Origin of the sequence: Streptomyces sp. VTCC 41912 (assembly GCF_045799175.1) — a bacterium.
Lineage (GTDB): Bacteria > Actinomycetota > Actinomycetes > Streptomycetales > Streptomycetaceae > Streptomyces > Streptomyces albulus_C.
The window spans coordinates 341275-366670 of sequence record NZ_JBJMAB010000001.1; the positions used below are offsets into that span (position 1 = coordinate 341275).

25 protein-coding genes and 1 tRNA gene are annotated in these 25396 nt (G+C 71.5%); 4 read left to right on the top strand and 22 right to left on the bottom strand.

The features are described 5' to 3' along the window. Positions 1-2 precede the first annotated feature (2 nt). Complete coding sequence (locus ACJ6WD_RS01565) at positions 3-944, top strand: STM4011 family radical SAM protein (protein ID WP_407614983.1); 942 nt, start codon at positions 3-5, stop codon at positions 942-944. Here ACJ6WD_RS01565 and ACJ6WD_RS01570 read toward each other — a convergent pair. Genes ACJ6WD_RS01570 through ACJ6WD_RS01580 form a run of 3 tightly spaced genes read right to left on the bottom strand, consistent with a single transcriptional unit; the run spans position 917 to position 2967 of the window. Next, positions 917-1819 (bottom strand): SAM-dependent methyltransferase, encoded by a 903-nt coding sequence (locus tag ACJ6WD_RS01570; protein WP_407614984.1) that lies wholly within the window; start codon positions 1817-1819, stop codon positions 917-919. The genes ACJ6WD_RS01565 and ACJ6WD_RS01570 overlap by 28 nt on opposite strands. A gap of 10 nt (positions 1820-1829) precedes the next feature. Further along, positions 1830-2093, bottom strand: a complete 264-nt coding sequence (locus ACJ6WD_RS01575) for a DUF397 domain-containing protein (protein ID WP_016571016.1) — start codon at positions 2091-2093, stop codon at positions 1830-1832. A 7-nt stretch (positions 2094-2100) separates the two neighbouring features. Beyond that, on the bottom strand, positions 2101-2967 hold the full coding sequence (locus tag ACJ6WD_RS01580) for a helix-turn-helix transcriptional regulator (RefSeq protein WP_038523381.1): 867 nt from the start codon (positions 2965-2967) through the stop codon (positions 2101-2103). A 136-nt stretch (positions 2968-3103) separates the two neighbouring features. On the opposite strand from ACJ6WD_RS01580, the gene ACJ6WD_RS01585 reads away from it, so the two are divergent. Continuing rightward, entirely contained in the window at positions 3104-3565 is a 462-nt protein-coding gene (locus ACJ6WD_RS01585; protein ID WP_232817194.1) for an ATP-binding protein, read from the top strand. Positions 3566-3613: 48 nt separating this feature from the next. Here the strand turns inward: ACJ6WD_RS01585 and ACJ6WD_RS01590 are convergent, their stop codons facing one another. Then, entirely contained in the window at positions 3614-4414 is an 801-nt protein-coding gene (locus ACJ6WD_RS01590) for an SGNH/GDSL hydrolase family protein (RefSeq protein WP_233656501.1), read from the bottom strand. Between the two features lie 273 nt (positions 4415-4687). Here ACJ6WD_RS01590 and ACJ6WD_RS01595 point away from each other — a divergent pair, with 273 nt between their 5' ends. Next, the gene (locus ACJ6WD_RS01595; RefSeq protein ID WP_016571012.1) at positions 4688-5497 is read left to right on the top strand and encodes a tyrosine-protein phosphatase; all 810 of its coding nucleotides are present in this window, start codon (positions 4688-4690) and stop codon (positions 5495-5497) included. Between the two features lie 56 nt (positions 5498-5553). Here ACJ6WD_RS01595 and ACJ6WD_RS01600 read toward each other — a convergent pair whose 3' ends face one another. From ACJ6WD_RS01600 to ACJ6WD_RS01670, 15 genes are all read right to left on the bottom strand, one after another. Beyond that, positions 5554-6933, bottom strand: coding sequence for an aspartate aminotransferase family protein (locus ACJ6WD_RS01600; RefSeq protein ID WP_233656500.1), 1380 nt, complete (start codon positions 6931-6933; stop codon positions 5554-5556). A 95-nt stretch (positions 6934-7028) separates the two neighbouring features. After that, positions 7029-8054 carry an adenosyl-hopene transferase HpnH gene (gene hpnH, locus ACJ6WD_RS01605; RefSeq protein ID WP_016571011.1) on the bottom strand — a complete coding sequence of 342 codons (1026 nt, stop codon included), beginning with the start codon at positions 8052-8054 and terminating at the stop codon, positions 7029-7031. Positions 8055-8059: 5 nt separating this feature from the next. Beyond that, on the bottom strand, positions 8060-8716 hold the full coding sequence (locus tag ACJ6WD_RS01610; RefSeq protein ID WP_376446837.1) for a 1-hydroxy-2-methyl-2-butenyl 4-diphosphate reductase: 657 nt from the start codon (positions 8714-8716) through the stop codon (positions 8060-8062). Next, positions 8716-10755, bottom strand: a complete 2040-nt coding sequence (shc, locus tag ACJ6WD_RS01615; protein WP_233656497.1) for a squalene--hopene cyclase — start codon at positions 10753-10755, stop codon at positions 8716-8718. Before shc ends, ACJ6WD_RS01610 begins: the two co-directional genes overlap by 1 nt. A gap of 106 nt (positions 10756-10861) precedes the next feature. Beyond that, entirely contained in the window at positions 10862-11977 is a 1116-nt protein-coding gene (locus ACJ6WD_RS01620; protein ID WP_037633976.1) for a polyprenyl synthetase family protein, read from the bottom strand. Further along, on the bottom strand, positions 11974-13443 hold the full coding sequence (gene hpnE, locus ACJ6WD_RS01625; RefSeq protein ID WP_233656496.1) for a hydroxysqualene dehydroxylase HpnE: 1470 nt from the start codon (positions 13441-13443) through the stop codon (positions 11974-11976). The genes ACJ6WD_RS01620 and hpnE overlap by 4 nt, the downstream gene beginning before the upstream one ends. Before the next feature lie 100 nt (positions 13444-13543). Beyond that, complete coding sequence (gene hpnD, locus ACJ6WD_RS01630) at positions 13544-14500, bottom strand: presqualene diphosphate synthase HpnD (protein ID WP_331246431.1); 957 nt, start codon at positions 14498-14500, stop codon at positions 13544-13546. Next, positions 14497-15363: a squalene synthase HpnC gene (gene hpnC, locus ACJ6WD_RS01635; RefSeq protein ID WP_331246432.1), complete on the bottom strand. Its 867-nt coding sequence runs from the start codon at positions 15361-15363 to the stop codon at positions 14497-14499. The genes hpnD and hpnC overlap by 4 nt, the downstream gene beginning before the upstream one ends. A gap of 449 nt (positions 15364-15812) precedes the next feature. Further along, positions 15813-16604, bottom strand: coding sequence for an ABC transporter ATP-binding protein (locus ACJ6WD_RS01640; protein ID WP_037634092.1), 792 nt, complete (start codon positions 16602-16604; stop codon positions 15813-15815). A gap of 4 nt (positions 16605-16608) precedes the next feature. Beyond that, positions 16609-17538 (bottom strand): ABC transporter permease, encoded by a 930-nt coding sequence (locus tag ACJ6WD_RS01645; RefSeq protein ID WP_016574763.1) that lies wholly within the window; start codon positions 17536-17538, stop codon positions 16609-16611. A 79-nt stretch (positions 17539-17617) separates the two neighbouring features. Continuing rightward, entirely contained in the window at positions 17618-18508 is an 891-nt protein-coding gene (locus tag ACJ6WD_RS01650; RefSeq protein WP_376436453.1) for a glycosyltransferase family 2 protein, read from the bottom strand. A 14-nt stretch (positions 18509-18522) separates the two neighbouring features. Next, a complete protein-coding gene (locus ACJ6WD_RS01655; RefSeq protein ID WP_078487313.1) occupies positions 18523-19302 on the bottom strand; it encodes a CDP-alcohol phosphatidyltransferase family protein in 780 nt (259 codons plus the stop codon). Then, positions 19280-20341, bottom strand: coding sequence for an iron-containing alcohol dehydrogenase family protein (locus tag ACJ6WD_RS01660; RefSeq protein WP_016574760.1), 1062 nt, complete (start codon positions 20339-20341; stop codon positions 19280-19282). Before ACJ6WD_RS01660 ends, ACJ6WD_RS01655 begins: the two co-directional genes overlap by 23 nt. Then, positions 20329-21087: a sugar phosphate nucleotidyltransferase gene (locus ACJ6WD_RS01665; RefSeq protein ID WP_016574759.1), complete on the bottom strand. Its 759-nt coding sequence runs from the start codon at positions 21085-21087 to the stop codon at positions 20329-20331. Before ACJ6WD_RS01665 ends, ACJ6WD_RS01660 begins: the two co-directional genes overlap by 13 nt. Then, a complete protein-coding gene (locus ACJ6WD_RS01670; protein ID WP_331246497.1) occupies positions 21084-22904 on the bottom strand; it encodes a DUF5941 domain-containing protein in 1821 nt (606 codons plus the stop codon). The genes ACJ6WD_RS01665 and ACJ6WD_RS01670 overlap by 4 nt, the downstream gene beginning before the upstream one ends. Before the next feature lie 374 nt (positions 22905-23278). Between ACJ6WD_RS01670 and idi the strand changes: the two genes are divergently transcribed. Then, entirely contained in the window at positions 23279-23890 is a 612-nt protein-coding gene (gene idi, locus ACJ6WD_RS01675) for an isopentenyl-diphosphate Delta-isomerase (protein ID WP_016576194.1), read from the top strand. On the opposite strand, the gene ACJ6WD_RS01680 is transcribed toward idi, so the two are convergent. The 3 genes from ACJ6WD_RS01680 to ACJ6WD_RS01690 all read right to left on the bottom strand — a co-directional run bounded on the left by ACJ6WD_RS01680 (position 23865) and on the right by ACJ6WD_RS01690 (position 25355). Beyond that, on the bottom strand, positions 23865-24356 hold the full coding sequence (locus ACJ6WD_RS01680; RefSeq protein WP_016576193.1) for an ATP-binding protein: 492 nt from the start codon (positions 24354-24356) through the stop codon (positions 23865-23867). The genes idi and ACJ6WD_RS01680 overlap by 26 nt on opposite strands. A 201-nt stretch (positions 24357-24557) precedes the next feature. Further along, a complete protein-coding gene (locus ACJ6WD_RS01685; protein ID WP_233656493.1) occupies positions 24558-25145 on the bottom strand; it encodes an HdeD family acid-resistance protein in 588 nt (195 codons plus the stop codon). A gap of 136 nt (positions 25146-25281) precedes the next feature. Beyond that, positions 25282-25355 (bottom strand) — tRNA-Met (locus tag ACJ6WD_RS01690). Between the last annotated feature and the right edge of the window lie 41 nt (positions 25356-25396).

A 25396-nucleotide genomic window follows, 5' to 3' on the forward strand; every position in this document is an offset into this window, starting at 1 on the left:
CGATGGACTTGACGCTGCTGTACCGCGGGCCGCTGGCGTCCTGCGACTACGACTGCCCCTACTGCCCGTTCGCCAAGCGGCGGGACGGCCGGGAGCAGCTGCGCGCCGACCGGGCGGCGCTGGACCGCTTCGTGGCCTGGGCCGCGCGGCAGACGGACGACCGGCTGTCCGTGCTGTTCACCCCGTGGGGCGAGGGCCTGGTGCGCTCCTGGTACCGGCGCGCCCTGGTCGAGTTGAGCCGGCTGCCGCACGTGCGGCGGGTGGCCATCCAGACCAACCTCAGTTGCCGCACGGAGTGGCTCGCCGACGCCGATCTCGACGCGCTCGCCCTGTGGTGCACCTTCCACCCGGGGCAGACGCCGTACGACCGTTTCCTTGCGAAGACCCAGGAGTTGGCCGGTCGGGGCGTGCGCTTCAGCGTGGGTGTGGTGGGCTTCCCGGAGCGTCTCGACGTGGCCCGCAGGCTGCGCGCCGACCTTCCCGAGGGGGTCTACCTCTGGGTCAACGCCGCGGAGGGTCGCGCGTACACCGACGCCGAGGCCGCCGCGTGGTCGGCGCTCGATCCGCTCTTCCCGTACAGCCGGCAGCCGCACCGCAGCGCCGGACTCCCGTGCCGGACGGGCGAGTCGGTGGTGTCGGTGGACGGTGACGGCACGGTCCGGCGGTGCCATTTCGTCCGGGCGGAGTTGGGCAACCTCTACGACGGGAGCTACCGCGCGGCGCTCCGCCCGCGCCCCTGCCCACTGGCCGTCTGCGACTGCCACATCGGCTACGTCCATCTGGAGACGCTGCCGCTGTACGACGTCTTCGCCGGCGGTGTGCTGGAACGGATCCCTGCACCCGGTCGGACCCCCACTCCGGTGCGTCCCCGCACTGCGGGGGCGCCGGTGTCCGACCGTGCCGGAGTGCCGCCGGTTCAGTCCTTGCGGCCCACCACTCCGTAGAAGATGGTGTCGTTGAGCTGCTTCGGTCCGGGCACGGCGGCGTCGGGTCGCCACAGTGGTACGCGGACGACGCCCGGTTCCAACGGGGCGAACGGTCCGAGGAGGGCCGCGATCTCGTCCTTGGTGCGCAGCGCGAGCGGGGTGGTGGCGCTCTTGTAGACCTCTTCCACGTGGGCCCGGGCCGCCTCGTCGATGCGGCCCTGCGCGTAGCCCTCGTAGGGTTCGTACGTGCCGTGGGAGAGGATGAGGTGGCTGCCGGCCGGCAGCGCGGCGCCGAACGCGGCGAGCAGCGCGGCGGGTTGGTCCTCGTCGCCGAGGAAGTCGATCACGCCGCCGATGAGCAGGCCCACGGGTCGCTCGAAGTCGATCAGTTCGCGGACCACCGGGTCGTCCAGGACCGCCTTGGGGTCGCGGAGGTCACCGAGGGCGAAGGCGGTCCCGGGCGCGTTGGCGAGTCGGGCCCGGGCGTGGGTGGCGACGATCGGGTCGCTGTCCACGTACACCACCCGGGTCTCGGGTGCGGCCTGCCGGGCCACCTCGTGGGCGTTGGGCGAGGTGGGAATGCCGATGCCGAGGACGAGGAACTGCCGCACCCCGGCCGCCACCACGGCGCGGACCGCGCGCTGGCGGAAGGCACCGTTGGCGCGGACGCTGTCGCGCACCTGCGGGTGGAGTTCGATGACCCGGTCGGCGGCGACCCGGTCGACCTCGTAGTTGTCCCACCCGTCGAGGAAGTAGTCGTACATCCGGGCCGGGTGCGGCCGGCTGGTGTCGATCTCCTCGGCGGCGAAGCCCAGGTGGTCCGGGCCGGGGGCGTACGGGCCGATCTCCGGAACGTCGGCGTCCGTCGCGGGAAGGCCGTGCTGGTCGGTCATGGCTCCTCCCTCAGTGCGCCGAGCACGGCGCGGCGGAGAGCAGGAAGTCGGCGTGGCCGGCCTTCGCGCCCTCGATGAAACTGACCATCTCACGGTGGGTGTAGATCAAGGCGGGACCGTCCGGGTCGGTGGACTGGCGCAGCGCGACCCGGCCGTCCCGTAGGCGCATGGCCTCGACGCACTCTCCGCCGTTTCCGCCGCTCCACGGCTTGTGCCAGCCGTCGCTGCCCAGTTCGTTGGCGGGCATGCCGTTGTAGATACGTATGCGATCCATGGGGGGTTCAGATCTCCTTGCGAAAGCCACCCAGAATGGCCTCGGTGGTGTGTGCCGGCGCGGCCTGCGCACACATCCGGTCCAGGGCCTCCAGGTACTGCGAGACGTCGTTGCGCTGGTCGAAGTACACGGCTCCGACGAGGCTTTCCGCGTACGCGATGTCCGGGAGCTCCGGGATCGGGAAGCGGAAGATGTGGAACGGCCCGTACATGGCGGGGTGCGGGCCCGCGGCGAAGGGCATCACCTGGAGCCGGACGTTCGGCATCGAGGTGGCCTCCATCAGCCGCGCGATCTGGTCCCGCATCACTTTGGGTCCGCCGATGAGCCGTCTCAGCACGGTCTCGTCCATGACCGACCACAGCATCGGGGCGTTCTCGCGGGTCAACAGCGCCTGCCGCTCCATGCGCAGGGCCACGATGCGGTCGACGTCGGCCGGGGAGGCATGCGGCATCCCGGCGCGCAGCACGACGGCGGCGTACTCCTCGGTCTGCAAGAGGCCGGGGACGTAGTGCGGTTGGTAGGAGCGGATGAGGTTGGCTTCGCTCTCCAGGCTGACGAAGGCGCTGAACCACTCGGGCAGGACGTCGCGGAAGCGGTGCCACCAGCCGGGGCGGTTGGCCTCGCGGGCCAGCGAGACGAAGCCGTCGATCTCCTTCTGGTCGGTGACCCCGTAGGTCGCCAACAGCTTCTCGACGTAGGGGATCTTGAGGCCGACTTCGGCCTTCTCCATGCGTCGTATCGTGGCGTGCGTCACGTCCAGCGCGGCCGCGGCCCGTTCGAAGGAGAGCCCCGCCCTCTCCCGCAGGTCCTGCAGTCGTTTGCCGAGCACCACCCGTAGGACGGTCGGTGCACCTGCAGACCGTGGGTCCGCCACGTCCGATCCCCTCCAACCAGCTTCAGTGCTCAGCAGTGTGTCATGCCGTCATCAGCTCGAACAGACTGCACTTTCAATTCTGCAAATTACAGACTGATCCTTGCCAACGGTGAGCAACATCGCACATAGTTATGTCGTGGCTTCCTACAAAAACGCTCCGTCGTTAGGGCGATGCGGCGGATTCCTCGCCCAGTCCCCTCAGGACGCGTTCCACCTGCCGGCGCGGCGCACCTCCGTGCCCGAGGCGCGCAAGCGCGTCAGCTCGCTGCTGCGCGAGTGGGGCGCCGCCCAACAGGTACGCGACGACGTGGAGTTGGTGGTCACCGAGCTCTTCACCAACGCGGTGCGGCACACCGACAGCGAGAAGGTCGGCTGCGAGATCGCGGTCGTCGGCGCGCACATACGGATAGAGATCACCGACGAGGGCGGGCCGGGCCTGACCGCACCGCACGCCCAACCCGGCACCCTCGACCAGGAGGGCGGGCGCGGGCTGTTCCTGGTCGGCGCGCTCTCCGAGAGCTGGGGCACCCGGCCCGACGACGGCGGCCGGGGACAGGTGGTCTGGGCGGACCTGCCCTACCGCACCGCCACGCACTGAGGCCCCGCGCCGCCACGGGGCGACACGGGGCCTTGCACGGGTGAAGGGCTACAGCGGCAGCAGGTCCGGCCGCTTGGGCTCGACGTCGTCGCCGGACGAGACGCCGCGCAGCCGACGACCGATCCACGGCACCAGGTGCTCGCGCGCCCAGTGGATGTTGTCGCGCCGCGCCTCGGCGGCGGTCCGCTCGGTCTCCGGCGGCCACGCCTGGTCCGGATCGGCCGGCACCGCGAGGCCCAGCACCTGCCCGGCCCGCAGCGCGACCCGGGTGTGCCCGTCGGCCGACAGGTGCAGCCGGTCCTCGCTCCAGGCCCGCCGGTCCTGGACGGACTTCAGCGACCACAGGTCGAGCACGGGGCAGTCGTGCCGGTCGGCGATGGCCCGCACGTGGGCGGTGTACGTGGCGATCTTGCCCCGCAGGTGCTTGAGGACCGGCATCCCCCGGGTGTCGAAACCGGTGCACAGCAGCACCGTCGGCACCGTCTCGCGCAGCGCCACCACGGCCGCCTCGTAGCGCTCGGCCACCGCGTCCGGGTCCGAACCCGGCCGCAGGATGTCGTTCCCGCCGGCACAGAACGTCACCAGCTCGGGGGCGAGCTCCCGCGCCCGGGGCACCTGCTCCTCGATGATCCGGTCCAGGAGCCGCCCGCGCACGGCGAGGTTCGCGTAGCGGAAGTCCCCCTCGTCCCGCTGGTCGGCGAGGAGGACCGCGAGCCGGTCCGCCCAACCGATGTACGCCCCGTCCGGACCGGGATCCCCGACCCCCTCGGTAAAGCTGTCCCCGACGGCTGCGTACGACCCGACGGCGCGTATCGCGCCCTTGCTGCTGTTCTTCGAATCGTCTGCCACGTCAGGACATATTTCACCTTCCTAAGTGACCTACGCCACCGTAACCAGGGGTTGACGGGAGGTGATTAATGCCACCAGGTCAAATTCTGTCCAAGTCGGAATAACGATCGGTCACGGAATGCTGCTCAGGCGCCACACATGGGGGATGATGCGCGCCGTTTCGACAATGTCGCGCGCCCTCGCCACCTGATTGCCTGCGGCATCCATGTCGTATCGTCGAAGAAGCCCGCCTCGTCGACGAGCAGCGTCGGCGACCGATCCCGAGGAGCGCCCGTGACGCAGCAGACGCCGCAGGTCCCCCAGTCCCAGCCCGAGCTCGCCGAGGTGCGCAACTTCCGCGACGTGGGCGGGCTGCCGACGGTCGACGGGCGTCGCATCCGGCAGGGCCGACTCTTCCGCAGCGGCCACCTGGCCCACGCCACCGAGGCGGACGCCGCGTTCCTCGCCGGCCTCGGGCTGCACACCATCTTCGACTTCCGCAACGCCTCCGACATCAAGCTCGAAGGCCCCGACGTGGCGCTGCCCGGGGTGCGGAACGTCAACATTCCGCTCACCGACCCCGCGGACGGGGCGGAATTCTGGACGATGGTACGGGACGGCGAACTGGACCAGCTCCGGGTCGTGCTCGGTGACGGCAAGGCCGCGGACCGCATGGCCCGCACCTACCGCGAGATCATCACCACCCGCACCGAGGACCACAGCCGGGTGCTGCACGCCCTCGCCGAGGACAGCGTGCCGGCGCTGATGCACTGCGCCGCCGGAAAGGACCGCGCGGGGCTGTCCATCGCGATCACCCTGCTCGCCGTCGGTGTGGAGCGGGACGCCATCGAGGCCGACTACCTCAAGTCCAACGACCCCAACCGGCGCTACAAGGTCCGCCGCTCCGACCACTCCGCGGCCGGCATGTCGCCGGAGGTCATGGAGCTGCTCTCGCCGCTGTTCGGCGCGGACATCGACTACCTCACGGCCGCCTTCGACGCGATCGCGGAGACCTGGGGCTCGACCGAGACCTACCTCACCGACGGCCTGAAGCTCTCGCCGGCCACCCGCGAGCAGCTCCGCGACCGGCTGCTGACGGACTGACCTCCGACCGACCGGCGGGCCGTCCCCGGGGGACGGCCCGTTCCCACGCCGCGCGGTCAGCGGTTGGCGACCGCCTGTTTGACCAGGGTCCGCCCGAAGTCCCAGAGCAGGCCGCCGTTGTGGGCGTCGTCCATGACGGCGGTGAACGCCTCGACGAAGCGGTTTACCTCGCGTTCGCCGATGATCAACGGCGGAATCAGCTTGATGACCTCCAGGTGGTCGCCGGAGACCTGCGTCAGGATCCGGTGGCGCTGGAGCAGCGGCACCACCACCATCTGCGCGAACAATCCCTTGCGCGCGGCCTGTAGCATCGTCCAACGGCTGCGCAGCCCCAGGGACGTGGGCTTCCCGAACTCGATGCCGATCATCAGGCCGCGGCCGCGCACCTCGTGCAGCAACTCGTACCGGTCGACGAGCGCGGCCAGCCGGGAGCGCAGCAGCTCCCCGGTGTGCCGGGCGTTGGCGACGGTCTCCTCGTCCTCCATCACCGCGAGCACCGCCAGCCCGGCCGCCATCGCCTGGGCGTTGGCGCCGAAACTGGCGGAGTGCACCAGCACCCGGTCCATGGACGAGTAGACCTTCTTGAAGATCCAGTCCTTGCCCAGGGTGGCGCCCACCGGGACGTAGCCGCCGGAGAGCGCCTTGGCGACGCACACCAGGTCCGGCTCCACCCCCTCTTCGTGCTGGTAGGCGAAGAAGTCGCCGGTCCGGCCCAGACCGGTCTGCACCTCGTCGGCGATCAGCAGGGCCTTGTGGCGGTGCAGCAACTCCTGGGCGGCGCGCAGGAATCCGGGCGGGGCGGCGGTGACGCCCTTGCCCTGGACGGGTTCGACGACGAAGCCCGCCACGTCGCCGCGCCGCAGCTCCCGTTCCAACGCCGCCAGGTCGCCCATCTCGACGGCGGTGTCCGGCAGCAGGGGCGCGAAGCCGTCGCGGAAGCCGTCCTCGCCGTTGACCGAGAGCGATCCGGTGGTCAGGCCGTGGAAGGCGTGGGTGCAGTAGAGGACGCGGGGCCGGCCGGTGGCGTAGCGGGCGAACTTCAGGGCGGTCTCGACGGCCTCGGTGCCGCTGTTGCCGAAGAAGACCCGGTCCAGGTGGGGCGCGTGGGCCAGCAGCTTCTCGGCCAGCAGCCCCGGCAGCGGCGGGCAGTCGAAGCGGGTGAGGTCGGCGAGTTGGGCGTCGAGCACGTCGTGCAGGGCCTTGCGGACGACGGGGTGGTGCCGGCCCAGGCCCATCACGCCGAATCCGGCGAGCATGTCGAGGTAGTCGCGGCCGTCGGCGTCGTAGAAGTAGGCGCCCTCGGCCCGTTCGTAGACCTTGTCGAAGCCGATGGTGTGCAGCATCCGCGGCAGCTGGTGGTTGAGGTGGCGGCTGTGCAGTGCGTAGCGCTCGGCGCCGCGTTCGGCGAGCAGCTCGGTCAGGTCGAATCCGGTCACGGGGTCCTCTCCTCACGGGCGGCGCTCGGTGCCGCCCCCAGCCGGACCGGCGGCACCGCAAACGCTCCGGTGCCGCCGGATCTCCGCGCGTCGCGTCAGCCGCGGTTCCCGGCGACGGTCTCCCTGGCCGCCCTCAGGGACTCCTTCAGCGAGCCCATGGTGGCCAGGACGGCGGTCGGCTCGTAGCCGCAGTGCGCCATGCAGTTGGCGCACCGGGGGTCCTTGCCGCGGCCGTACTTCTCCCAGTCGGTCTCCTCGATCAGCTCCCGGTACGTGGGGACGTAACCGTCGCTCATCAGGTAGCAGGGGCGCTGCCAGCCGAAGAGCGAGTAGTTGGGGATCGCCCAGGCCGTGCAGGGGAAGTCCGCCTTGCCCTCCAGGAAGTCCAGGAACAGCGGACTGTGGTTGAGCCGCCAACGCTGCCGGTTGCCGCCGGCGAACGTCTTCCGGAACAGCTCCCGGGTCTGCTCCACGCCCAGGAAGTGCTCCTGGTCGGGGGCCTTCTCGTAGGCGTAGGCCGGCGACAGCATCATCTCGTCGACCTGAAGGTCGTCGTTGAGGAAGTTGAGGACCTCGATGATGGTCTGCGGGGTGTCGGTGTTGAAGAAGGTGGAATTGGTGGTGACCCGGAAGCCCCGGCGCTTGGCCTCCTTGATGGCCGCTACCGCCTCGTCGAACACGCCCTCCTTCGCGACGGATTCGTCGTGCCGCTCCCGCATTCCGTCGATGTGCACCGCGAAGGCGAAATAGGGCGAGGGCTTGAACTTGTCCATCTTCTTGCGCAGCAACATCGCGTTGGTGCACAGGAAGACGTACTTCCTACGGGCCACCAGCTGCCTTACGATCTCGTCGATCTGAGGGTGCATCAGGGGCTCGCCGCCGGCGATGGAGACCATCGGGGCACCGGATTCCAGCACCGCTCCCACTGCCTGGGCCACCGGCATCCGCTGCTTGAGGACCCCGGCCGGGTGCTGGATCTTCCCGCACCCCTCGCATTTGAGGTTGCAGGCGAAGAGCGGTTCCAGTTCGACGATCAGCGGAAACTTCTCCCGCTTGCGCAGCACTTTCTGTTCAAACAGATAGGTCCCGACCCGGATGGATTGACGGAGCGGCATGGCCATCTGGCTCACCTCCTGGGGAGCAGCAAAGAACGGTGCCATTCAAAGAAAACAGGAAATACCGAACGCAGCACGCGGAAGGCGGATATCCCACCGCGCACCGTTCCGATCCGCACGAGTTCGTGTTCCGGAGCGTCCACGACCACCCGCACGGCCGCGACCGCGCGGGCGCCGCAGTGCACCGCGGTCCGGAGCGTCGCGGCGGACTCCATGTCCACCGCGAGCGCGCCCTCGGAGTGCAGCGCGGCCCGCTCGGCGCCCCGCACGACGTGGTCGCAGCCGCGCAGCAGTCCGGTGTGCACCCGCAGGCCGCGCGCCCGCAGGGAGTCCACCAGCGGGCCGTTGTCACGGCACGGCACGTCGGGGAAGCCGGGCCGGTGGTCCCGGGTGGCCTCGGCGACGATCACGTCTCCGGGGCGCATCCCCGGTGCCAGTCCGGCACAGAATCCGCTGGCCACCACGGGCGAACCCGCGGTGACCGACCCCGCACCCAGGGCAGCGGCCAGGGCCCGCTCCGCCGCCTGGGGTCCCATGCCGGTACGGAGGGTGACCGCGGGCGAACGCACCGCCCCGCGGTCACCGCCCCGCAGCGCGAACCGTTCGATGCCGAGCGCACAGGCGACCAGCAGCGGCGGATCCGCATCCGGCACGGGCCGTCTCGGCATCAGTCCCCCACCAGTGCCCCGGCCGTCCCGCCGGTGCCCGGTCCGCCGTGGACGTAGCGGCCGAGGGCGGTCACGGGGAAGACCTGGCGGTACAGGTGGTAGTTGATGGAGAAGTCCCACGGGAAGCCGGTGCCGGTGAAGTACGGCTCGTCCCAGGAGCCGTCCGGCAGTTGGTTCTCCACCAGCCAGCGCACCCCGCGGCGGACCGCCTCGCCGTCCCGCTCGCCGGCCGCGAGCAGCGCCATCAGCGCCCAGGCGGTCTGCGAGGCGGTGGAGGCGCCGCGGCCGGCCCACCGTTCCTTGTCCTGGTAGGAGCGCTGGTCCTCGCCCCAGCCGCCGTCGTCGTTCTGCACCCGCTCCAGCCAGCCGACGGCGCGGCGGACGGCGGGGTGGGAGGTGGGGATGCCGGCGGCGGTGAGCGCGGGCAGCACCGAGCCGGTGCCGTAGACGTAGTTGGTGCCCCAACGCCCGAACCAGGCGCCGCTGGGCTCCTGTTCGGCCAGCAGCCAGGCGAGGCCGCGGCGGGTGCGCGGGTCGTGGACCCGCCCGACCTCGGCGAGCATCTCGACGACGTGCGCGGTGACGTCGGCCGACGGCGGGTCGATCACCTCACCGAAGTCGCAGAACGGCAACCGGTTGGGGAACGGGCTGGTGTTGTCGGCGTCGAACGCGCCCCAGGCCCCGTTCTTCGACTGCATCCCGAGGTTCCACCGCACCGCCCGGTCGACGGCGGCCGCGACCCGCTGCGGGTCGGGGTGCCGCACCCGAAGGAGCGCCAGGACCACCTCGGCGGTGTCGTCGATGTCCGGGTAGTTGTCGTTGTGGAACTCGAACGCCCAGCCCCCGGAGGGCAGTTGCGGACGGCGCACGGACCAGTCACCCGGGCGGTCGATCTGCTCGCCGAGCATCCACTCGGCGGCCTGGACCAACTGCGGGTGGTCGGCGGGCACGCCCGCATCGGCCAGGGCGATGGTGGCCAGGCAGGTGTCCCACACCGGCGACTGGCACGCCTCGATCATGCGGGCCCCGTCCGCGCGGCGGACCGCGAACCGCTCCAGGGAGTCCAGACCGGCCCGCAACACGGGGTGGTCGAGGTCGTAGCCGAGCAGGTGCAGGGCGATGACGGAGTAGACGGCCGGGGGCTGGATGCCGCCCCAACACCCGTCGTTCTCCTGCCGCTCGACGATCCAGCGGCCGGCCGAGCGCATCGCGGCGGCCCGCGGCCGGCGCAGCGCGACCTTCTGGTACAGGTGCAGCGCCCTGTCCAGGCGCTGGAAGAGCCCGTCCCAGCTCGCGGCGGGGGCCATCGGCCGCGGCGGGTTGGGGTTGCGGGGGTCGGCGTGCAGCTCGTCCAGGGCGAACGGCGCCGGGCGGACCGGGCGCTTGGCCGAGACGACGGTCAGCGGGACGATCGTCTGGCGGGCCCAACAGCCGAACGCGTAGATGCTGAGCGGGAACCACTTGGGGAAGTAGATGAGTTCCGGCGGCAGCTCGGGCAGGTCGTCCCACTTCCACCAGCCGAAGAGGGCGAGCCAGATGCGGGTGAAGACGCGGGAGGCGGCGATTCCGCCCTGTTCGCGGATCCAGGCCGCCGCGGTCGCCATGTGCGGGGCGTCCGGCGCGTCCCCGGCCAGCCGGAGCGCCACGTACGCCTCGATGGTGGTGGAGAGTTCGCCGGGCCCGCCGTAGAACGTGGGCCAGGTGCCGTCCGGGCGCTGCTCGCCACGGACGTGGCGGGCGGTGGCCTCGGTGAGCTCCGGGTCCTGGATGCCCAGGAACTGGCGGAGCATCAGATCCTCGGCGTCCATCGTGACGTTGGTTTCGAGGTCGCCCTTCCACCAGCCGGCGGGGTCCTGGAGGGAGAGCAGGTGGTCGGCGGCGCGGGTGGTCGCTGCCCGCGCGGCGTCCGCCGTGACCGTGAGCACGGCGGGGGTCGGTCTGCCGGCCGGGCCGGCGGGTTCGGTCTCGTCGGCGGCATCGGTGGCCGAGGAGCCCCGGGACGGCAGGGCCCCGGTGCTGCCGTCGGTCGTCGCTGTCATGGCTTCCCCTTCTGCAGTGAACTGTCAATGCGTGCTCAGGGATTCCGTCGGCCGACGCCCGGACGGCGTCGGCCGGCGACTGCGATCTATAGCGTGTTGATGGTCATCATCTCTCTCGTACGACGACGAAGTCCGCGAGCGCGACGAGCTGCCCGCGGAGGTGTTCCGGCATGTCGATCTCGTCCAGTGCGGCGATGGCGGTGGCGTGCTGGCGGCGGGCCTCCTCGGAGGTCCACTCCCGACCGCCGGCCTCCTCGATCAACGCCGCGCGGGAGGCGAACTCCTCCTCGGTGAAGTCGGCGATCTCGGTCTCGCTCTTCTTGGCGTCGGCGGCCAGGATCCGGGCGAGCCGCTCGGAGGCGGGCCCGCCGGCCGCGAGCGCGGCGACGACCGGCAGCGACTTCTTGCGCTGGCGCAGGTCGCTCCAGGTCTGCTTGCCGGTGGCCTCCGGGTCGCCCCAGATGCCCAGCAGGTCGTCGACGGCCTGGAAGGCGAGGCCGAGGTGGTAGCCGTACCGCTCCAGGATGTCCGCGGTGCGGTCGTCGGCGCCGCCGAGGACCGCGCCGATGGAGACCGCGCAGGCGAGCAGGGCACCGGTCTTGTTGCCCTCCATCTCCAGGCACTCCTCGACGGTGACCCGCTCGCGGTGCTCGTAGGAGATGTCCTGCGCCTGACCGTCGATCAGCTTGCGGGTGGCGAGCGTCAGGCGGCGGGTGGCCCGGCCGGCGTCGACCGTGCCGAGCTCCAGCAGTATTTCGTTGGCGAGCGCGAACAGCGCGTCGCCGACCAGGATGGCCTGCGCGGGCCCGTGCACCTTCCAGACCGTGTCGCGGTGCCGGCGCTGCTCGTCACCGTCCATCAGGTCGTCGTGCAGCAGGGAGAAGTTGTGCACGAGCTCGACGGCGACCGCACCGGGCACCCCGACCTCCGGGGCGGCGCCCGCGACCTCGGCGGACAGCAACGCGAGCGCGGGGCGCACCGCCTTGCCGCTGTCACCGGCGCTGGGGTTGCCCTCCGCGTCGATCCAACCGAAGTGGTAGGCGGCGACGGTGTCCATGGGAGCGGCGAGCCTGGCCACGGCGGCACGCAGCACGGGAGTGGCGAGTGTCCGCCCGCGCTCCAGCAGCGCGGTGACGCTCGCGGTGTCGATAGCCGGGGAAGCCACGGTTTCTCCTCTGTTTCCGGTGCTGGTGCTCGTGCGAGCGCCCGTACGCCTGGTCATGCCGCCTCCTGAGGCAACTGGCCCTGGGGGACGCCGAGTTCGGTGAGTGCCTCGCGGGCGGCGGCGGTGCCGCTGCGGACGGCGCTCTCCATGGTCGCGGGCCACCCGGTGGCGGTCCACGCGCCGGCCAGGTACAGGCCGGGGACTTGGGTGCGGGCAGCGGGGCGGAGCCGGCCGACGCCCGGTGCGGGCGCGAAGGTCGCGGTGCGCTCGCGGGTGACGAAGAAATCGAGGATCCGGGCGCCCCGGGCGGCCGGCAGCAGCCGCTCCAACTCGGGGAGGTAGCGGGCGCGGAGCGCGGCGACCGGCTGGTCGATCTCCGCCTGTGCGGCCGACTGCGACAGGGCGAGGTACTGGCTGCGTTCGTGGCCGGCGGTGCGGGCCAGCCCGGAGGCTTCGGTGCGGTCGAAGACCCACTGGACCGGGGACCCGATCGCGGCGAAGAACGGGCGGCGCACCACCTTGCGGTCGTAGATGACGTGGACGTTGAGGATCGGTGCGGTGCCGATCTCCAACAGCCGCTCCTTGGCGGGCAGCGCGCCGTCGGGCAGCAGGGCGTGCGCCTCGCGCTGCGGCACGGCGAGGACGACGGTGTCCGCGGTGAGCGTCTCCCGGCCGTGCGGGCCGTTCTCCACCGCGACCTGCCAGCCGGCGTCGTCGCGGGTGACCGCGGCCGCCCGGGTGCGCAGCGCGACCCGGACGCCGGCCTTGCCCAACGCGGCGGCCGCGTGGGTGTCGTGGAGGTCGCCGAGCGGCGCCCGGGCCCAGCCGATGTCGGCGGCACCGGGGGCGGAGAGCAGCCCGGTCTTGAAGACCTTGGCGGCCAGGCCCAGCGAGGCGTCGCCGGCGGTGGCGTTGAGGGTCGCGACGCCGACCAGGTCCCACAGCGCTTCGACGGCGCGCGGGCTCTGCCCGTGGCGACCCAGCCAGCTGCCGAAGTCGGTGGCGTCCAGCGCCGGGTCGGCCGGGTCCAGCCGCCCGAGCGCGAGGGTGGCGCGGACCACGCCGGCGCGTTCGGCCGGCGAGAGGTGCGGGTACAGCGCGAGGCTCTTGGCCAGGTGGAGCGGGACCGGCAGGGCGGTGCGGCGCAGCCGGCCGAGCCGCAGCCGGCCGCCGGCGTGCCCGGCGTCCAGCACCGGGACGTCCATCCGGTCCTGGAGGGGCGCCAGCCGGCCCGCGCCGAGCCGCTCCAGGTGGTCGCCGTAGGCGGTGCAGCAGCGCAGGTAGACGTGTTGGCCGTTGTCGACGGTCAGCGGACCGACGGCGGAGTCGCGGCGGAACGAGAAGACCAGCCCGCCGAGGCGCGGCCGGCCCTCAACCAACGTGACCCGCAGGCCGGCGTCGGCCAGGGCCAGCGCCGCGGTGGTGCCCGCCAGTCCGCCCCCGATGACCACCGCGGCCGCCCCTTCGGGACGGCCGGAAGGGCGGGACGAGGCACGCCCGGGCAGTGCGGCTCCCACTGTCATGTGCTCTTCCCCCTCACGCCTTCCATGGACGCCGCTGTCCGGCGAAGGGTTGCCCGCCGCGCCGACGCCGGACCGTGGTCGGTGTACGCGGTCCGGCACCTCATCCACGCCTCCTGCTCTCGGCCTGCCGGCGGCCGATCGCCCGCGCGTCGAGCCCGGAGAGCCCGCGCACCGCGACGAACGCCTTCTCCCGTCCGGGCAGCGAGACCCGGCCGCGCAGCACGGCCGCCGGGTCGTCGGCGATCCGCGTCAACAGCCGGTGGTAGATACCGGCCATGGCCGCCACGCAGGCGCCGCTGCGCCGGTCGAGCATCGGCAGCAGCCGGAAGCCCTCGGCGAAGAGTGCACGGGCCCGCCGGACCTCGAACTGCACCAAGCCGGTGAAGTCGGCACCGGGCGGTGGCACCGCGCCCTGGAACCCTTCCGAACAGCCGAACTTGGCGAGGTCCTCGGCCGGGAGGTACGTCCGTCCGTTGCCCGCGTCCTCGCGAACATCCCTGAGGATATTGGTCAGTTGGAGCGCGAGCCCGAGCGTATCGGCGTACTCGGGGGCGCGTTCGGCATCGAGTGCGCCCGGTACCGTGCCGAAGACGCCGAGGGAGATCCGGCCGATCGCCCCGGCCACGCAACGGCAGTAGATCTTCAGCTCGTCCCAGGTCTCGTAGGTCTCGCCGCGGACGTCCGCCAGCACCCCGTCGATCAGCTCGTCCAGCGCGCCGAGCGGGATGGGGAAGCGCCGGGCGGTGTCGGCGAGCGCGACGGCCACCGGGTCGGTGTCGTCCTCCGCGATCCGGCCGTCCTTGATACGGACGAGCAGGGCGCGGGTGTCCTCCAGCCGGCGCCCCTTGGCCTCGGGCGCCAGGGCGCCGTCGCCGATGTCGTCGACCCGACGGGAGAAGGCGTAGAGCGCCGACATCGCCTGCCGCTTCTCGGCCGGCAGCAGTCGGATCCCGTACGCGAAGTTGCGCGCCTGCTGCCCGGTGACCGTCTCGCAGTAGCGGTACGCAGCGAGCACCGGCGCGGACATCTGTGTGGTGGCCTCCACGGTCCGACTCACCCCTCTCGTCGCAGTGTCGCCCCGACCTCGCGCAGCAGGCTGAGCTTGGTGGGCTTGGGCGGTCCAGGGAGTACGTCGTGATCGGCGGCGGCGACCGCCTGGAGCGCGGCGCGCCCGCCGGCGACGAAGCCGGCCAACAGCAGCTTCAGCCGGCCGGACACGCTCCCCACCAGCGGGGCGCCCTCGTCCAGCAGCTCACCGGCGCGCTCCGCCTGGAAGGCGATCAGCGCGCGCACCGAGGGGCCGCCGGACGGCGCGGCCAGGTCCTCCTCGGTGACGCCGAAGCGCTTCATGTCCTCGTCGGGGAGGTAGATCCGGTCCCGGCCGAGGTCCTCGGTCACGTCCTGGATGTGCTCGACGAGCTGGAGTGCGGTGCAGATGGCGTCGGAGAGCCGGACGCGCTCCGGGCTGGAGGTGCCGGTGACGCCGAGGACGAGCCGGCCGACGGGGTTGGCGGACAGCTCGCAGTAGGCGGCGAGGTCGCCGTAGGTGGCGTAGCGGCTGATCCGCTGGTCCTGGCGGTTGGCCTCGATGAGGCCGAGGAAGGGGTCGGGGGTCAGCCCGCAGCGCCGCACGGTCGGACCGAGCCGCCGCATCAGCGGGTGCTTGGGGCCGGGGGCGCGGTCGCTGAAGACCCGGTGCAGGTCCGCTTCGAGGGCGTCGAGCAGCGCCGGGCGGTCGTCGTACTGGACGCGGTCCAGGCCGAGGAGGACGGCGTCGCCACCGCCGGGCGCCAGATCGCCGTCGCCGATGTCGTCGACGAGGCGGGCGAAGCCGTAGAGGGCCATCAGATCGGCGCGCCAGGCACGGGGCAGGAAGAACGGCGCGACCGGGAAATTCTCGTGCGCGGCCTGATCGAGCACGGTGCGCGTGTGGTCCCTCCCGCCACTCACCGCCACCCTCCGGAGGAAGGCGCGACGCGCCTGCTCGTCTCCTCGGCTCACCGGGGGCTACCCGGCGTGTTGTGGAGCCGGAGCGAACCAGTAGCCATTGCCGTCACGTCTCCCGTTCTACACCGCCAAGCCAAAACATCCCATTTCGGACACGCCGCAGCTAGCGACGCGCTCCGATCGAGCTCCTGTCGCTCGCCCGGGTGAACATTGCCCGACTTGCACCACTTGTGCCGTTCAGTACCCGTACAGCTTACGCCGTGTATCCAGACCGCGTCCGAGTGGGTACTGAAGCCTCGGGCAACGATCCGGTCAACGTAGTCCGGGCAGCAACTGTTCCCGGATCCCACAGAGTTGACCATTCCTTCACGATCGGAGGCCCCCGCCATGACCGTGCGCGGGGGCCTCCTGCGAAGGGTGGGCTATTTGCCCGTCTCCTTCTCGTACGCCTTGATGACCTCGTCGGTCGGGCCGTCCATCAGCAGTTCGCCCCGTTCCAACCACAGCACCCGGTCACAGGTGTCGCGGATGGACTTGTTGTTGTGGCTGACCAGGAAGACCGTGCCCGCGTCCTTGCGCAGCTCGCGGATCCGGGCCTCGGAGCGCTTCTGGAAGGCCCGGTCGCCGGTGGCCAGCGCCTCGTCGATCAGCAGCACGTCGTGGTCCTTGGCCGCCGCGATGGAGAACCGCAGGCGGGCCGCCATGCCGGACGAATAGGTGCGCATCGGCAGCGAGATGAAGTCGCCCTTCTCGTTGATGCCGGAGAAGTCGACGATCTCGTCGTAGCGCTCGCGGATCTGCTCGCGGGACATGCCCATCGCCAGACCGCCCAGGACGACGTTCTTCTCGCCGGTCAGGTCGTTCATCAGGGCCGCGTTCACGCCCAGCAGCGAGGGCTGACCGTGGGTGTAGACCTTGCCGCGCTCGGCGGGCAGCAGACCCGCGACGGCCTTGAGGAGGGTCGACTTGCCGGAGCCGTTCGAACCGATCAGGCCGATCGACTCGCCCTTGTAGGCGGTGAAGGAGACGCCCTTCACCGCGTGCACCTCGCGCACGCCCACCGACGGCCGGCGCCGGATGATGCGGTTGAGCGCCGCCGTCGCGCTGCCCTTGCCCGTACCGGTGCCGTAGACCCGGTAGACGATGTGCAGCTCGTCCGCGATCACGGTCGGGACCCGCTCCTGCGCCGCCTCCGTCGGCTGGACGCCGTCCATCTGCTCAGCCACGTCCGTACCGCTCCTCAGCCTTCCAGAAGTACACGAAGCCCGCGACGCCCGCCAGCACCGCCCAGCCCAGCGCGAACGCCCACACGTGCGGCGGGAGCTGGCTGGCCTTGAAACTGTCGATCAGCGCGAACCGGATCAGGTCGATGTAGACCGCGGCGGGGTTGGCGTAGAGCAGCACCTCGACCCAGTGCGGGACGTGCTTGCCCTGGAGGATCACGCTGATGCTGAACATGACACCGGACGCGTACATCCACGTCCGCATGATGAAGGGCATCAGCTGTGCCAGGTCCGGCGTCTTGCTGCCGAGCCGGGCCATGATCATCGCCAGGCCGGTGTTGAACACGAACTGGAGCACCAGCGCGGGGAGCACCAGCAGCCACGACCACGTGGGCAGCTGCCCGAAGGCGAGCAGGATGACCACCAGCACGCCCATGGAGAACAGCAGTTGCTGGAGCTGCATGAGGCAGAACGAGATCGGCAGGCAGGCCCGCGGGAAGTGCAGCGCACGCACCAGCCCGAGGTTGCCCGAGATCGCCCGCGTACCGGCCATCACGGAGCTCTGGGTGAAGGTGAAGATGAAGACGCCGGTGACCAGGAACGGGACGTAGTCCGGGACGCCCTTCCGGGTGCCGATCAGCAGACCGAAGATGAGGTAGTAGACGAGCGCGTTCAGCAGTGGGGTCGCCACCTGCCAGACCTGGCCCAACTTCGCCTGGCTGAACTGCGCCGTCAGCTTGGCGCTGGCGAAGGCGGAAATGAAATGCCGGCGGGCCCACAGCTGGCTGACGTACTCCGCCAGGCTGGGCCGGGCACCGCTCTGCGCCAGTCCGTACTTCTCCGCCCGCTGGACGGGGGTGAGTCCTTCGTCGGCGGATGGCGGGGCACTCATGGCGACCGCACTGTCGTGCGTAGTCTCGCTCACAGTTGACACTTTCGTCCTCAAGGTGCGCTCCCGGGGACGACGCCCCGGTTCGCGCCTGATGCTCTCAGATACGAGCTTGTCAGATGATGGGAGGGCGGCCCAACCGGGTCAGTCGCCAAACGGTAGCCCACTTCATGGGGCGCCTGGGACCGCACGCGGTGGCCCAGCCCTCCTTGAAGCCGCCCAGCCAGGCCCGGAGTCCCGGCAGCGACGGCCGGCGGGCGAGGGTGAGCAGGAGCCAGACACCGAGATAGACCGGAACCAGCGGAGCGGGAAGGTTGCGACGGGCCAGCCAGACCCGGTTGCGGGCCACCATCCGGTGGTAGACCGCGTGCCGGGCCGGGGCCGTGGTGGGGTGGTGCAGGACCAGGTCCGCCCGGTAGTCGACCAACCAGCCCGCGTCCAGCGCGCGCCAGGCCAGGTCGGTCTCCTCATGGGCGTAGAAGAAGTCGTCGGGCAGGCCGCCGACCTGGGTGAACACCGCCGTGCGGACCGCGTTGGCGCCACCGAGGAAGGTGGTCACCCGCGAGGACCGCATCGGGTCGGAGGCGCGCAGCCGCGGGACGTGCCGGCGCTGCGTCAGCCCGGTGTCCGGGTCGGCGATCCGGAAGCTGATGATGCCCAGCGCCGGATCCGCGGCGAACGCCTCGCGGCACAGCCGGGCGGTGTCCGTCCCGGGCAGCAGCCCGTCGTCGTCGAGGAAGAGGAGGGCGTCGACGCGGTAGCCGTCGGCGCCGTCGACCTTGAACGCCTCGATGCCGACGTTGCGGCCGGCCGGGATGCCGACGTTCTCCGGCAGCTCGACGGTCCGCACGACCAGCCCGGGCACGGCCAGTTCCGGCAGCGGTGCGCCGTTGCCGACCACCACCACCTCGATCGGGTCGCCGTCCTGCCGGGCGACGGAGTCCAGCAGTGCGCGCAGCTCCTCGGGGCGGTTGCCCATGGTCAGGACAACCGCACCGAGTCGCATTCCGGACGCCGCGGTCACTTGAGCCTGCTGGAGGCGAGGATGGACACGAGGTGCAGCAGCGTCTGCAGGAGCGCGATGCCGGCCAGCACCGCGACACCGAGCCGCGAGAAGAACAGATCGCCGCGGACCGTGTCCACGATCGCCAGGACCAGGATCAGCAGGGACGCCTCGATGCCGAGGACCAGCCGGTGGAACTTCAGCGCCGCCGCCGCCTTGCGGGCCAGCGCCAGCCCGGACGAACGCGGCTCGGCCGCGGCCTCCTTGACCGGCGGCAGTCCGCCCTGGTGGCGGGCGACGCCGACGAGGTCGGTCTCCGCCTTGATCAGGATCGCGCCGAGGGCGGCCAGGGTGCCGAGGAACGCCCAGAGCCAGTCGATCCGGCCGGGACCCCACAGGTCCGCGGCGCGCAGGCCGAAGCCGACGAGCACCGCGGCGTCGCACAGGTAGGCACCGACCCGGTCCAGGTAGACGCCGCCGAGCGAGAACTGCTTCTTCCAGCGCGCCACCTCGCCGTCGATGCAGTCGAGCAGCAGGTAGAGCTGGACCATCACCACGCCCAGCACGGCGCCCCAGATCCCCGGCACCAGCAGCGCCGGGGCCGCGAGCACACCGAAGACGGTCATCAGGTAGGTCAGCTGGTTGGGCGTGACCCGGGTGTTGACCAGGTACCGGTCGCAGCGCAGCGAGATTTCCCGCATGTAGAGGCGGCCGGCCCAGTGCTCTCCGCTGCGCCGGTCCTTCACGCCCTCGGGGTGAACGACCGGGCGGAGTTCAGCTACTGATGGTTTCGGCATAGTCGGCGTATGCGTCCCTGATCTGATCGGTGGACAGGTCCAGGTGCTCCAGGATCGTGTAGCGGCCCGGACGGGTCTTCGGGGCGAACTCGACGGCCTGCACGAACTCCGCGTCGGTGAAGCCCATTTCGCCGGGGGTGACCGGCAGGCCGTGGCGCTGGAGCACCTCGACCATCAACCCCGCCGTCTCCCGGTCGCCGCGCAGGTGGGTGGCGAAGGCGGCGCCCAGGCCGCACTGCTCGCCGTGGCTCGCCGCCCGCTTGGGGAAGAGGATGTCGAAGGCGTGGTTGATCTCGTGACAGGCGCCGGAGGCGGGTCGGCTGTCGCCGGCCACCGACATCGAGATGCCGGTCAGGACCAGGCCCTCCGCCAGCACCTGGAGGAAGGCGTCGTCGCTGACGCTCCCGGGGTGGCGCAGTACGGCCTCGCCGGCCTGCCGGGCCATGGCGGCGGCCAGCCCGTCGATGGCCTCACCGGTCTCCCGGTGCGACAGCTCCCAGTCCGCCACCGCGGAGATGTTGGAGATCGCGTCTCCGATGCCGGAGCGGACGAAGCGGACCGGGGCCTCGCGGATGATGTCGAGGTCGATCACCACGGCGATCGGGTTGGGCACGCCGTACGAACCGCGGCCCGCGTCGTTGTCGAGGGTGGCGACCGGCGAGCACAGCCCGTCGTGCGACAGGTTGGTCGCGACCGCCACCAGCGGCAGGCCGATGCGCGCCGCGGCGAACTTCGCACAGTCGATGATCTTGCCGCCGCCCAGGCCCACGACCGCGTCGTAGTGCCCCTTCTTCATGGCGTCCGCGAGCTTGATCGCTTCGTCCAGGGTTCCGCCGCCGACCTCGTACCACTCGGCGCCCGGCAGGGCGGGGGCCAGCCGCCGGCGCAGCCGGGCCCCCGAGCCGCCGCTGATCGCGATGGCGAGCTTGCCGGAGGCCGAGATGCGCTGGTCGGCCAGCAGACCCGCCAGGTCGTCCAGGGCGCCGGCGCTGATGTCGACGACGACCGGGGACGGAATGAGGCGGGTCAGTACTGGCATGCGATGTCACGGCCCTTCGCGAGGTCCTCGTGGTTGTCGATCTCGACCCACTTGACGTCGCCGATCGGCGCCACGTCGACCTTGAAGCCGCGGTTGACCAACTCCTGGTAGCCGTCCTCGTAGTAGAGGTCCGGGTCCCGCTCGAAGGTGGTCTTCAGGGCGTCGGCCAGCTCGGCGGCGGCCGCGCCCTCGATGAGGGTGACGCCGATGTACTCGCCGGTCGCGGTGGCCGGGTCCATCAGCTTGGTGATCTTCTGGACGCCCTTGGCGGGGTCCGCGACGACCTTCATCTCCTCGTCGGCGAGCTGCTTGACGGCGTCCAGCGCGAGGATGATCTTCTGGCCGTTGCCGCGGGCGGCGAGCAGGGTCTTCTCGACGGAGACCGGGTGCACGGTGTCGCCGTTGGCGAGGATCACCGAGTCGTGGGCCGCGATCACGTCACGGGCGCACCACAGGGAGTAGGCGTTGTTCCACTCCTCGGCCTTGTCGTTGTCGATCAGGGTGATCTTCAGGCCGTACTTCTGCTCCAGCGCCTCCCGGCGCTCGTACACGGCCTCCTTGCGGTAGCCGACGATGATCGCGACCTCGGTCAGACCGATCTCGGCGAAGTTGCCGAGGGTCAGGTCGAGGATGGTGGTCGCCTCTCCGTCCCCTTCAGGGCCCACCGGCACCAGCGCCTTGGGCAGGGTGTCGGTGTAGGGGCGCAGACGCCGTCCGGCGCCGGCGGCCAGCACGAGGCCGATCATGCGGGTTCTCCTTCATCGTGTACGGCGGGTGCACCGTGATTGTGCGCGGCCACCCAGAAGCGGATGCTCTCGGCGAGCACCAGCAGCGCCAGGACCCCAGCGAGTGCCGTGAGCGCGATCGTGAAACCTGTGGCGGGCAGCAGGGCGGCGAGGACGGTGACCACGAGGATCCGCCCTTCGTACCCGCCGGTCGCCCGGACCAGCCACCGCGGTGGGGCCCCGGCGCCACCGCGGATGCGGTAGACCGTGTCGTAGTGATGGTAGGCGACCGCCGCGACCAGCCCGAACGCCGCGGGCAGCGCCCCGTGGGCGTCCGCGCGGGCGGCCAGCACCAGGACGACGAGGTATTCGCCGGCCCGGAAGAAGGGCGGGACGAGCCAGTCCAGGGCGCCCTTGAGCGGGCGGGCCAGTGCCGCGGCGGCGAGCAGCGCGGAGCAGACCGCGACGCCGACGGTGAGCCAGGAGGCGGGGTCCGGCTGGGAGATCACCCACACCAGCAGCACCGCGGACGAGAGAAACGCCATAGCGGGCGCGAGCAGGGAACCGGTGCGGGCCCGGCCCCGGCCGCCGCCGCTCAGCAGCTCGACCAGCGGACCGTAGTCGGCGAGGTCGGCGAGCGCGCGGGCGGCCCGGTCGGTGCGGCGGGCCCGGCGGGTGCGCGAACGCAGCACCCGGCCGGCCGTGGTGTAGCAGGCGGCCAGCGCGCAGCCGACCAGCAGGGCGTAGAAGACGATGCGCGGGGTGGTGAGCGCGGTCAGGACGGCGATCATGGCCCAGCGCTCGCCGATCGGCAGCACGATCATCCGGCGCGCCCAGACGGTCCAGCCGACCCGGTCGAGCCGGTCGGACAGGCCCACGGCCGGGCCGGCGCCACCGCCCCCGCCCTCGAACTCGCTGCCCTCGTTGAAGGCGAAGTCGACGACGTGGCGGCAGGTCTGGAGGATCATCGCGCCCAGCGCCAGCGCCCAGATGTCGTCGCCGCCCCGGGCCGCGCCGAGGGCGAGTCCGGCGTAGTACGCGTACTCCTTGGCGCGGTCGAAGGTGGCGTCCAGCCAGGCGCCCAGCGTCGAGTACTGGAGCGAGTAGCGGGCGAGCTGCCCGTCGGTGCAGTCCAGGACGAAGGAGAGCAGGAGCAGCACGCCGGCGGCGACGAAGCCGCCGCGGGTTCCGGTGGCCGCGCAGCCGGCCGCGATCAGCGCGGTGATCAGCGAGGCCGTGGTGACCTGGTTCGGGGTGAGGCCGCGGCGGGCGCACCAGCGGGCGAGGTACCGGGAGTACGGGCTGATGAAGAAGGTGGTGAAGAAGCCGTCGCGGGACTTCACGGCGGTGCGCAGGCGGACCGCCTCTTCGTCGACGGCGGCGACGGCTTCCCGGGCCTCCTCCCGCTGGGCGGGGGTCAGCGCGAGGGTCGCCACCAGGCTGCCCGGCTCGACGCGGTGCAGTCCGACGTCGGCGCGGTCGAGCGCCTCGGTCAGGGTGTCGGTGAGCACGTCCGTCAGGTGCGCGGTGCCGGCCCCGACGGGGATGCGGCCGGCGGCCCGGTCCAGCGCGGCGCGGGCCGCGGGCTGCACGGTGAGTGCGCCGGGCACCGCGGCGGCCGGGAAGCGCGGGTCGGTCAGGGCGAGCCGGAGGGCGTGCAGGTGGCCGACGAAGCGGGGGTCCACCACGGCGATCCGCTCCTGGGCCGGCGCCTCGGCGAGCAGCTCGGCGGCGCCGGCGGGGTCACTGGCCGTGCGGACGTCAAAACCCAGTGCGCGCAGGTCGGCCTCGAGCGACGACCCGGCGACCGGCGGACCGGTGAGGATGGCGGTCGACAGACGAACTCACTCCTTGGATGCTGACGAGCAGCGCCGGTCGTCCGCATTCGACACGAACTACCCGGGCGGCGGGTGCGGCACACCTGGCCCTGGGGGCCGGGAGGCACGTCGGCAGAGGCTATCCGATCGCGGGATGCGGCCGTTCACCACGCATTCACCACCCGATCGGGTGAGCGACGGCTGCGCCTGCCGCGATCATCATGGTGGATCGGGCCTCGCCGGAACAACTGGCCGCCGGCTCCGGTGCCGGTTATGCGGGGGCTGGTCATGGTTACCGGACGCCCGACGCCGGTCGGCACCCGGCACGGTGCTCTGCCGCTGCCGGCGGTCCGGTGGGGCAGACTTGAGCGCGACGACCGACGAGAAGGATGCGCATGCCGATCACACCTGCCAACGGACAGACCGCCGGGACCTCGGCGGTGGGTGCGCCGGACGGCGCCGCCGAGCCGATCATGCTGGAACTGGTCGACGAGGACGGCACGACGATCGGCACCGCGGAGAAGCTCGCCGCCCACCAGCCGCCCGGGCAGCTGCACCGGGCGTTCTCGGTCTTCCTCTTCGACGAGAAGGGGCGACTGCTGCTCCAGCGCCGGGCGCTGTCGAAGTACCACTCCCCCGGTGTGTGGTCCAACACCTGCTGCGGCCACCCGTACCCCGGCGAGACGCCGTTCGCGGCGGCGGCCCGGCGGACCGCGGAGGAGCTGGGCGCGGCGCCCGCACTGCTGGCCGAGGCCGGAACGGTGCGCTACAACCACCCCGACCCGGCCTCCGGCCTGGTGGAGCAGGAGTACAACCACCTGTTCGTCGGGCTGCTGCGGTCGGAGCCGGCGCCGGATCCGGAGGAGATCTCCGAGGTCGCGTTCGTGACGCCGGACGAGCTCGCCGAGCGGCACGCGCAGGTTCCGTTCTCCGCGTGGTTCATGACCGTGCTCGACGCGGCGCGGCCGGCGGTCCGCGAGCTCACCGGGCAGTCGGCGGGCTGGTAGCGAGCGGCGCCAGCGGCAGCTCGGCCCAGATGGCCTTGCCGCCGCCCACGGTGTGCGTCACGTCGCATTTCCCGCCCACCTCCGCGGTGAGCACCTTGACCAGCCACAGGCCGCGGCCGCCGACGTCACCCTCGTCCGCCTCCAGGGCCTTCGGGCGGTAGGGGTGGTCGTCCTCGACCGCGATGCGGAGCCAGTTGGCGCCGATGGTGAGCTGGACGGCGATCTGCGGGGAGAGCAGCGCGGCGTGCCGCACGGCGTTGGTGACCAGCTCGGAGACGATCAGCAGGAGCCCGTCGAGAATGTCGTCGGCGACGGGTGCGCGCTGTTCGACGAGGAGGTCCCGCACCGCGTGACGTGCCTGGGGCACCGACGACTCCAGTGCCGGGGCGGTGAACCGCCAGACACCTTCGTAGGCGAGCGGGGAGGTCAGCTCCTCGGGGGGTTCGGCAGGGGGTCCGGAAGGCATCCTCACATGACGAGTGTTGAGAATGCGCTGGTCCGAGCCGGGCTCCTGAACACAAGTCAGCGCCTATCGACGCCTTTTGGCCGATTCTGTCGGAATTGATCGCCCTCGTGATGCATCCCGTCGTCTTGAATACATGTTTTGACAGGGAGCTCCGGGCCAGCCGCCGGCACCTCACCGGAACCGGCGCGGTCGGGGCAAAGATCAAGCCACCCGGCTGTCCTCGACCATACCGACCACGCGGCGGCCGCCGATCCCCATGGCGAGCAGGCCCAGCCCGTCGAAGAGCAGTTCCAGCGAGAAGAAGCAGCCGATGACGTAGAGGCTGCTCTGCGGCCAGTTGGCGAGCACCAGGACGCCCAGCAGGATGCCGATCACGCCCTGGAGCAGGGTCCAGCCGAACTGCGCCCCGCGCACCACCACCGCACCCGCCAGGCGGAACAGGCCGCCGGTCAGGAAGAGCAGGGCGGCGAACATGGTCAGCGCGGCGGCGGTCGCGTCCGGCAGCCGGATGACGACCACTCCGGCCGCGATGTTCAGCGCCGCGACGATCACCGCGAGCCAGAAGTAGCTCGACCCCCGGGACTGGACGGCGTGCGCCAGCCCCACCAGGCCGCCGATCAGCAGCAACCAGCCGAAGAGCAGCATCGTGGTGAGCGTGGCCACGCCCACGTAGATCAACCCGACGATGCCGGCCAGCACGAGGATGACGCCGAGGACCGCGAGCAGCCCGAAGCTGCGCCCCAACCGGGCCGTCGGACTGCGCCGGGAAGACCTGGACCTGCCGCTCATCGCCGCCTCCTCACTCAGGGACCGTTTTTCCCGGTATACCCCGGATTACGGGAGGTGGCAGAGGGAGCGGGGACGTCCCCGGGCACACACGACAGCAGGCCCGGTGCGTGCGCACCGGACCTGCTGTCCTTCTGAGTAGCGGGGACAGGATTTGAACCTGCGACCTCTGGGTTATGAGCCCAGCGAGCTACCGAGCTGCTCCACCCCGCGTCGACTCGGATGAGCTTACGGGGTGCCGGCCGCGGAGACAA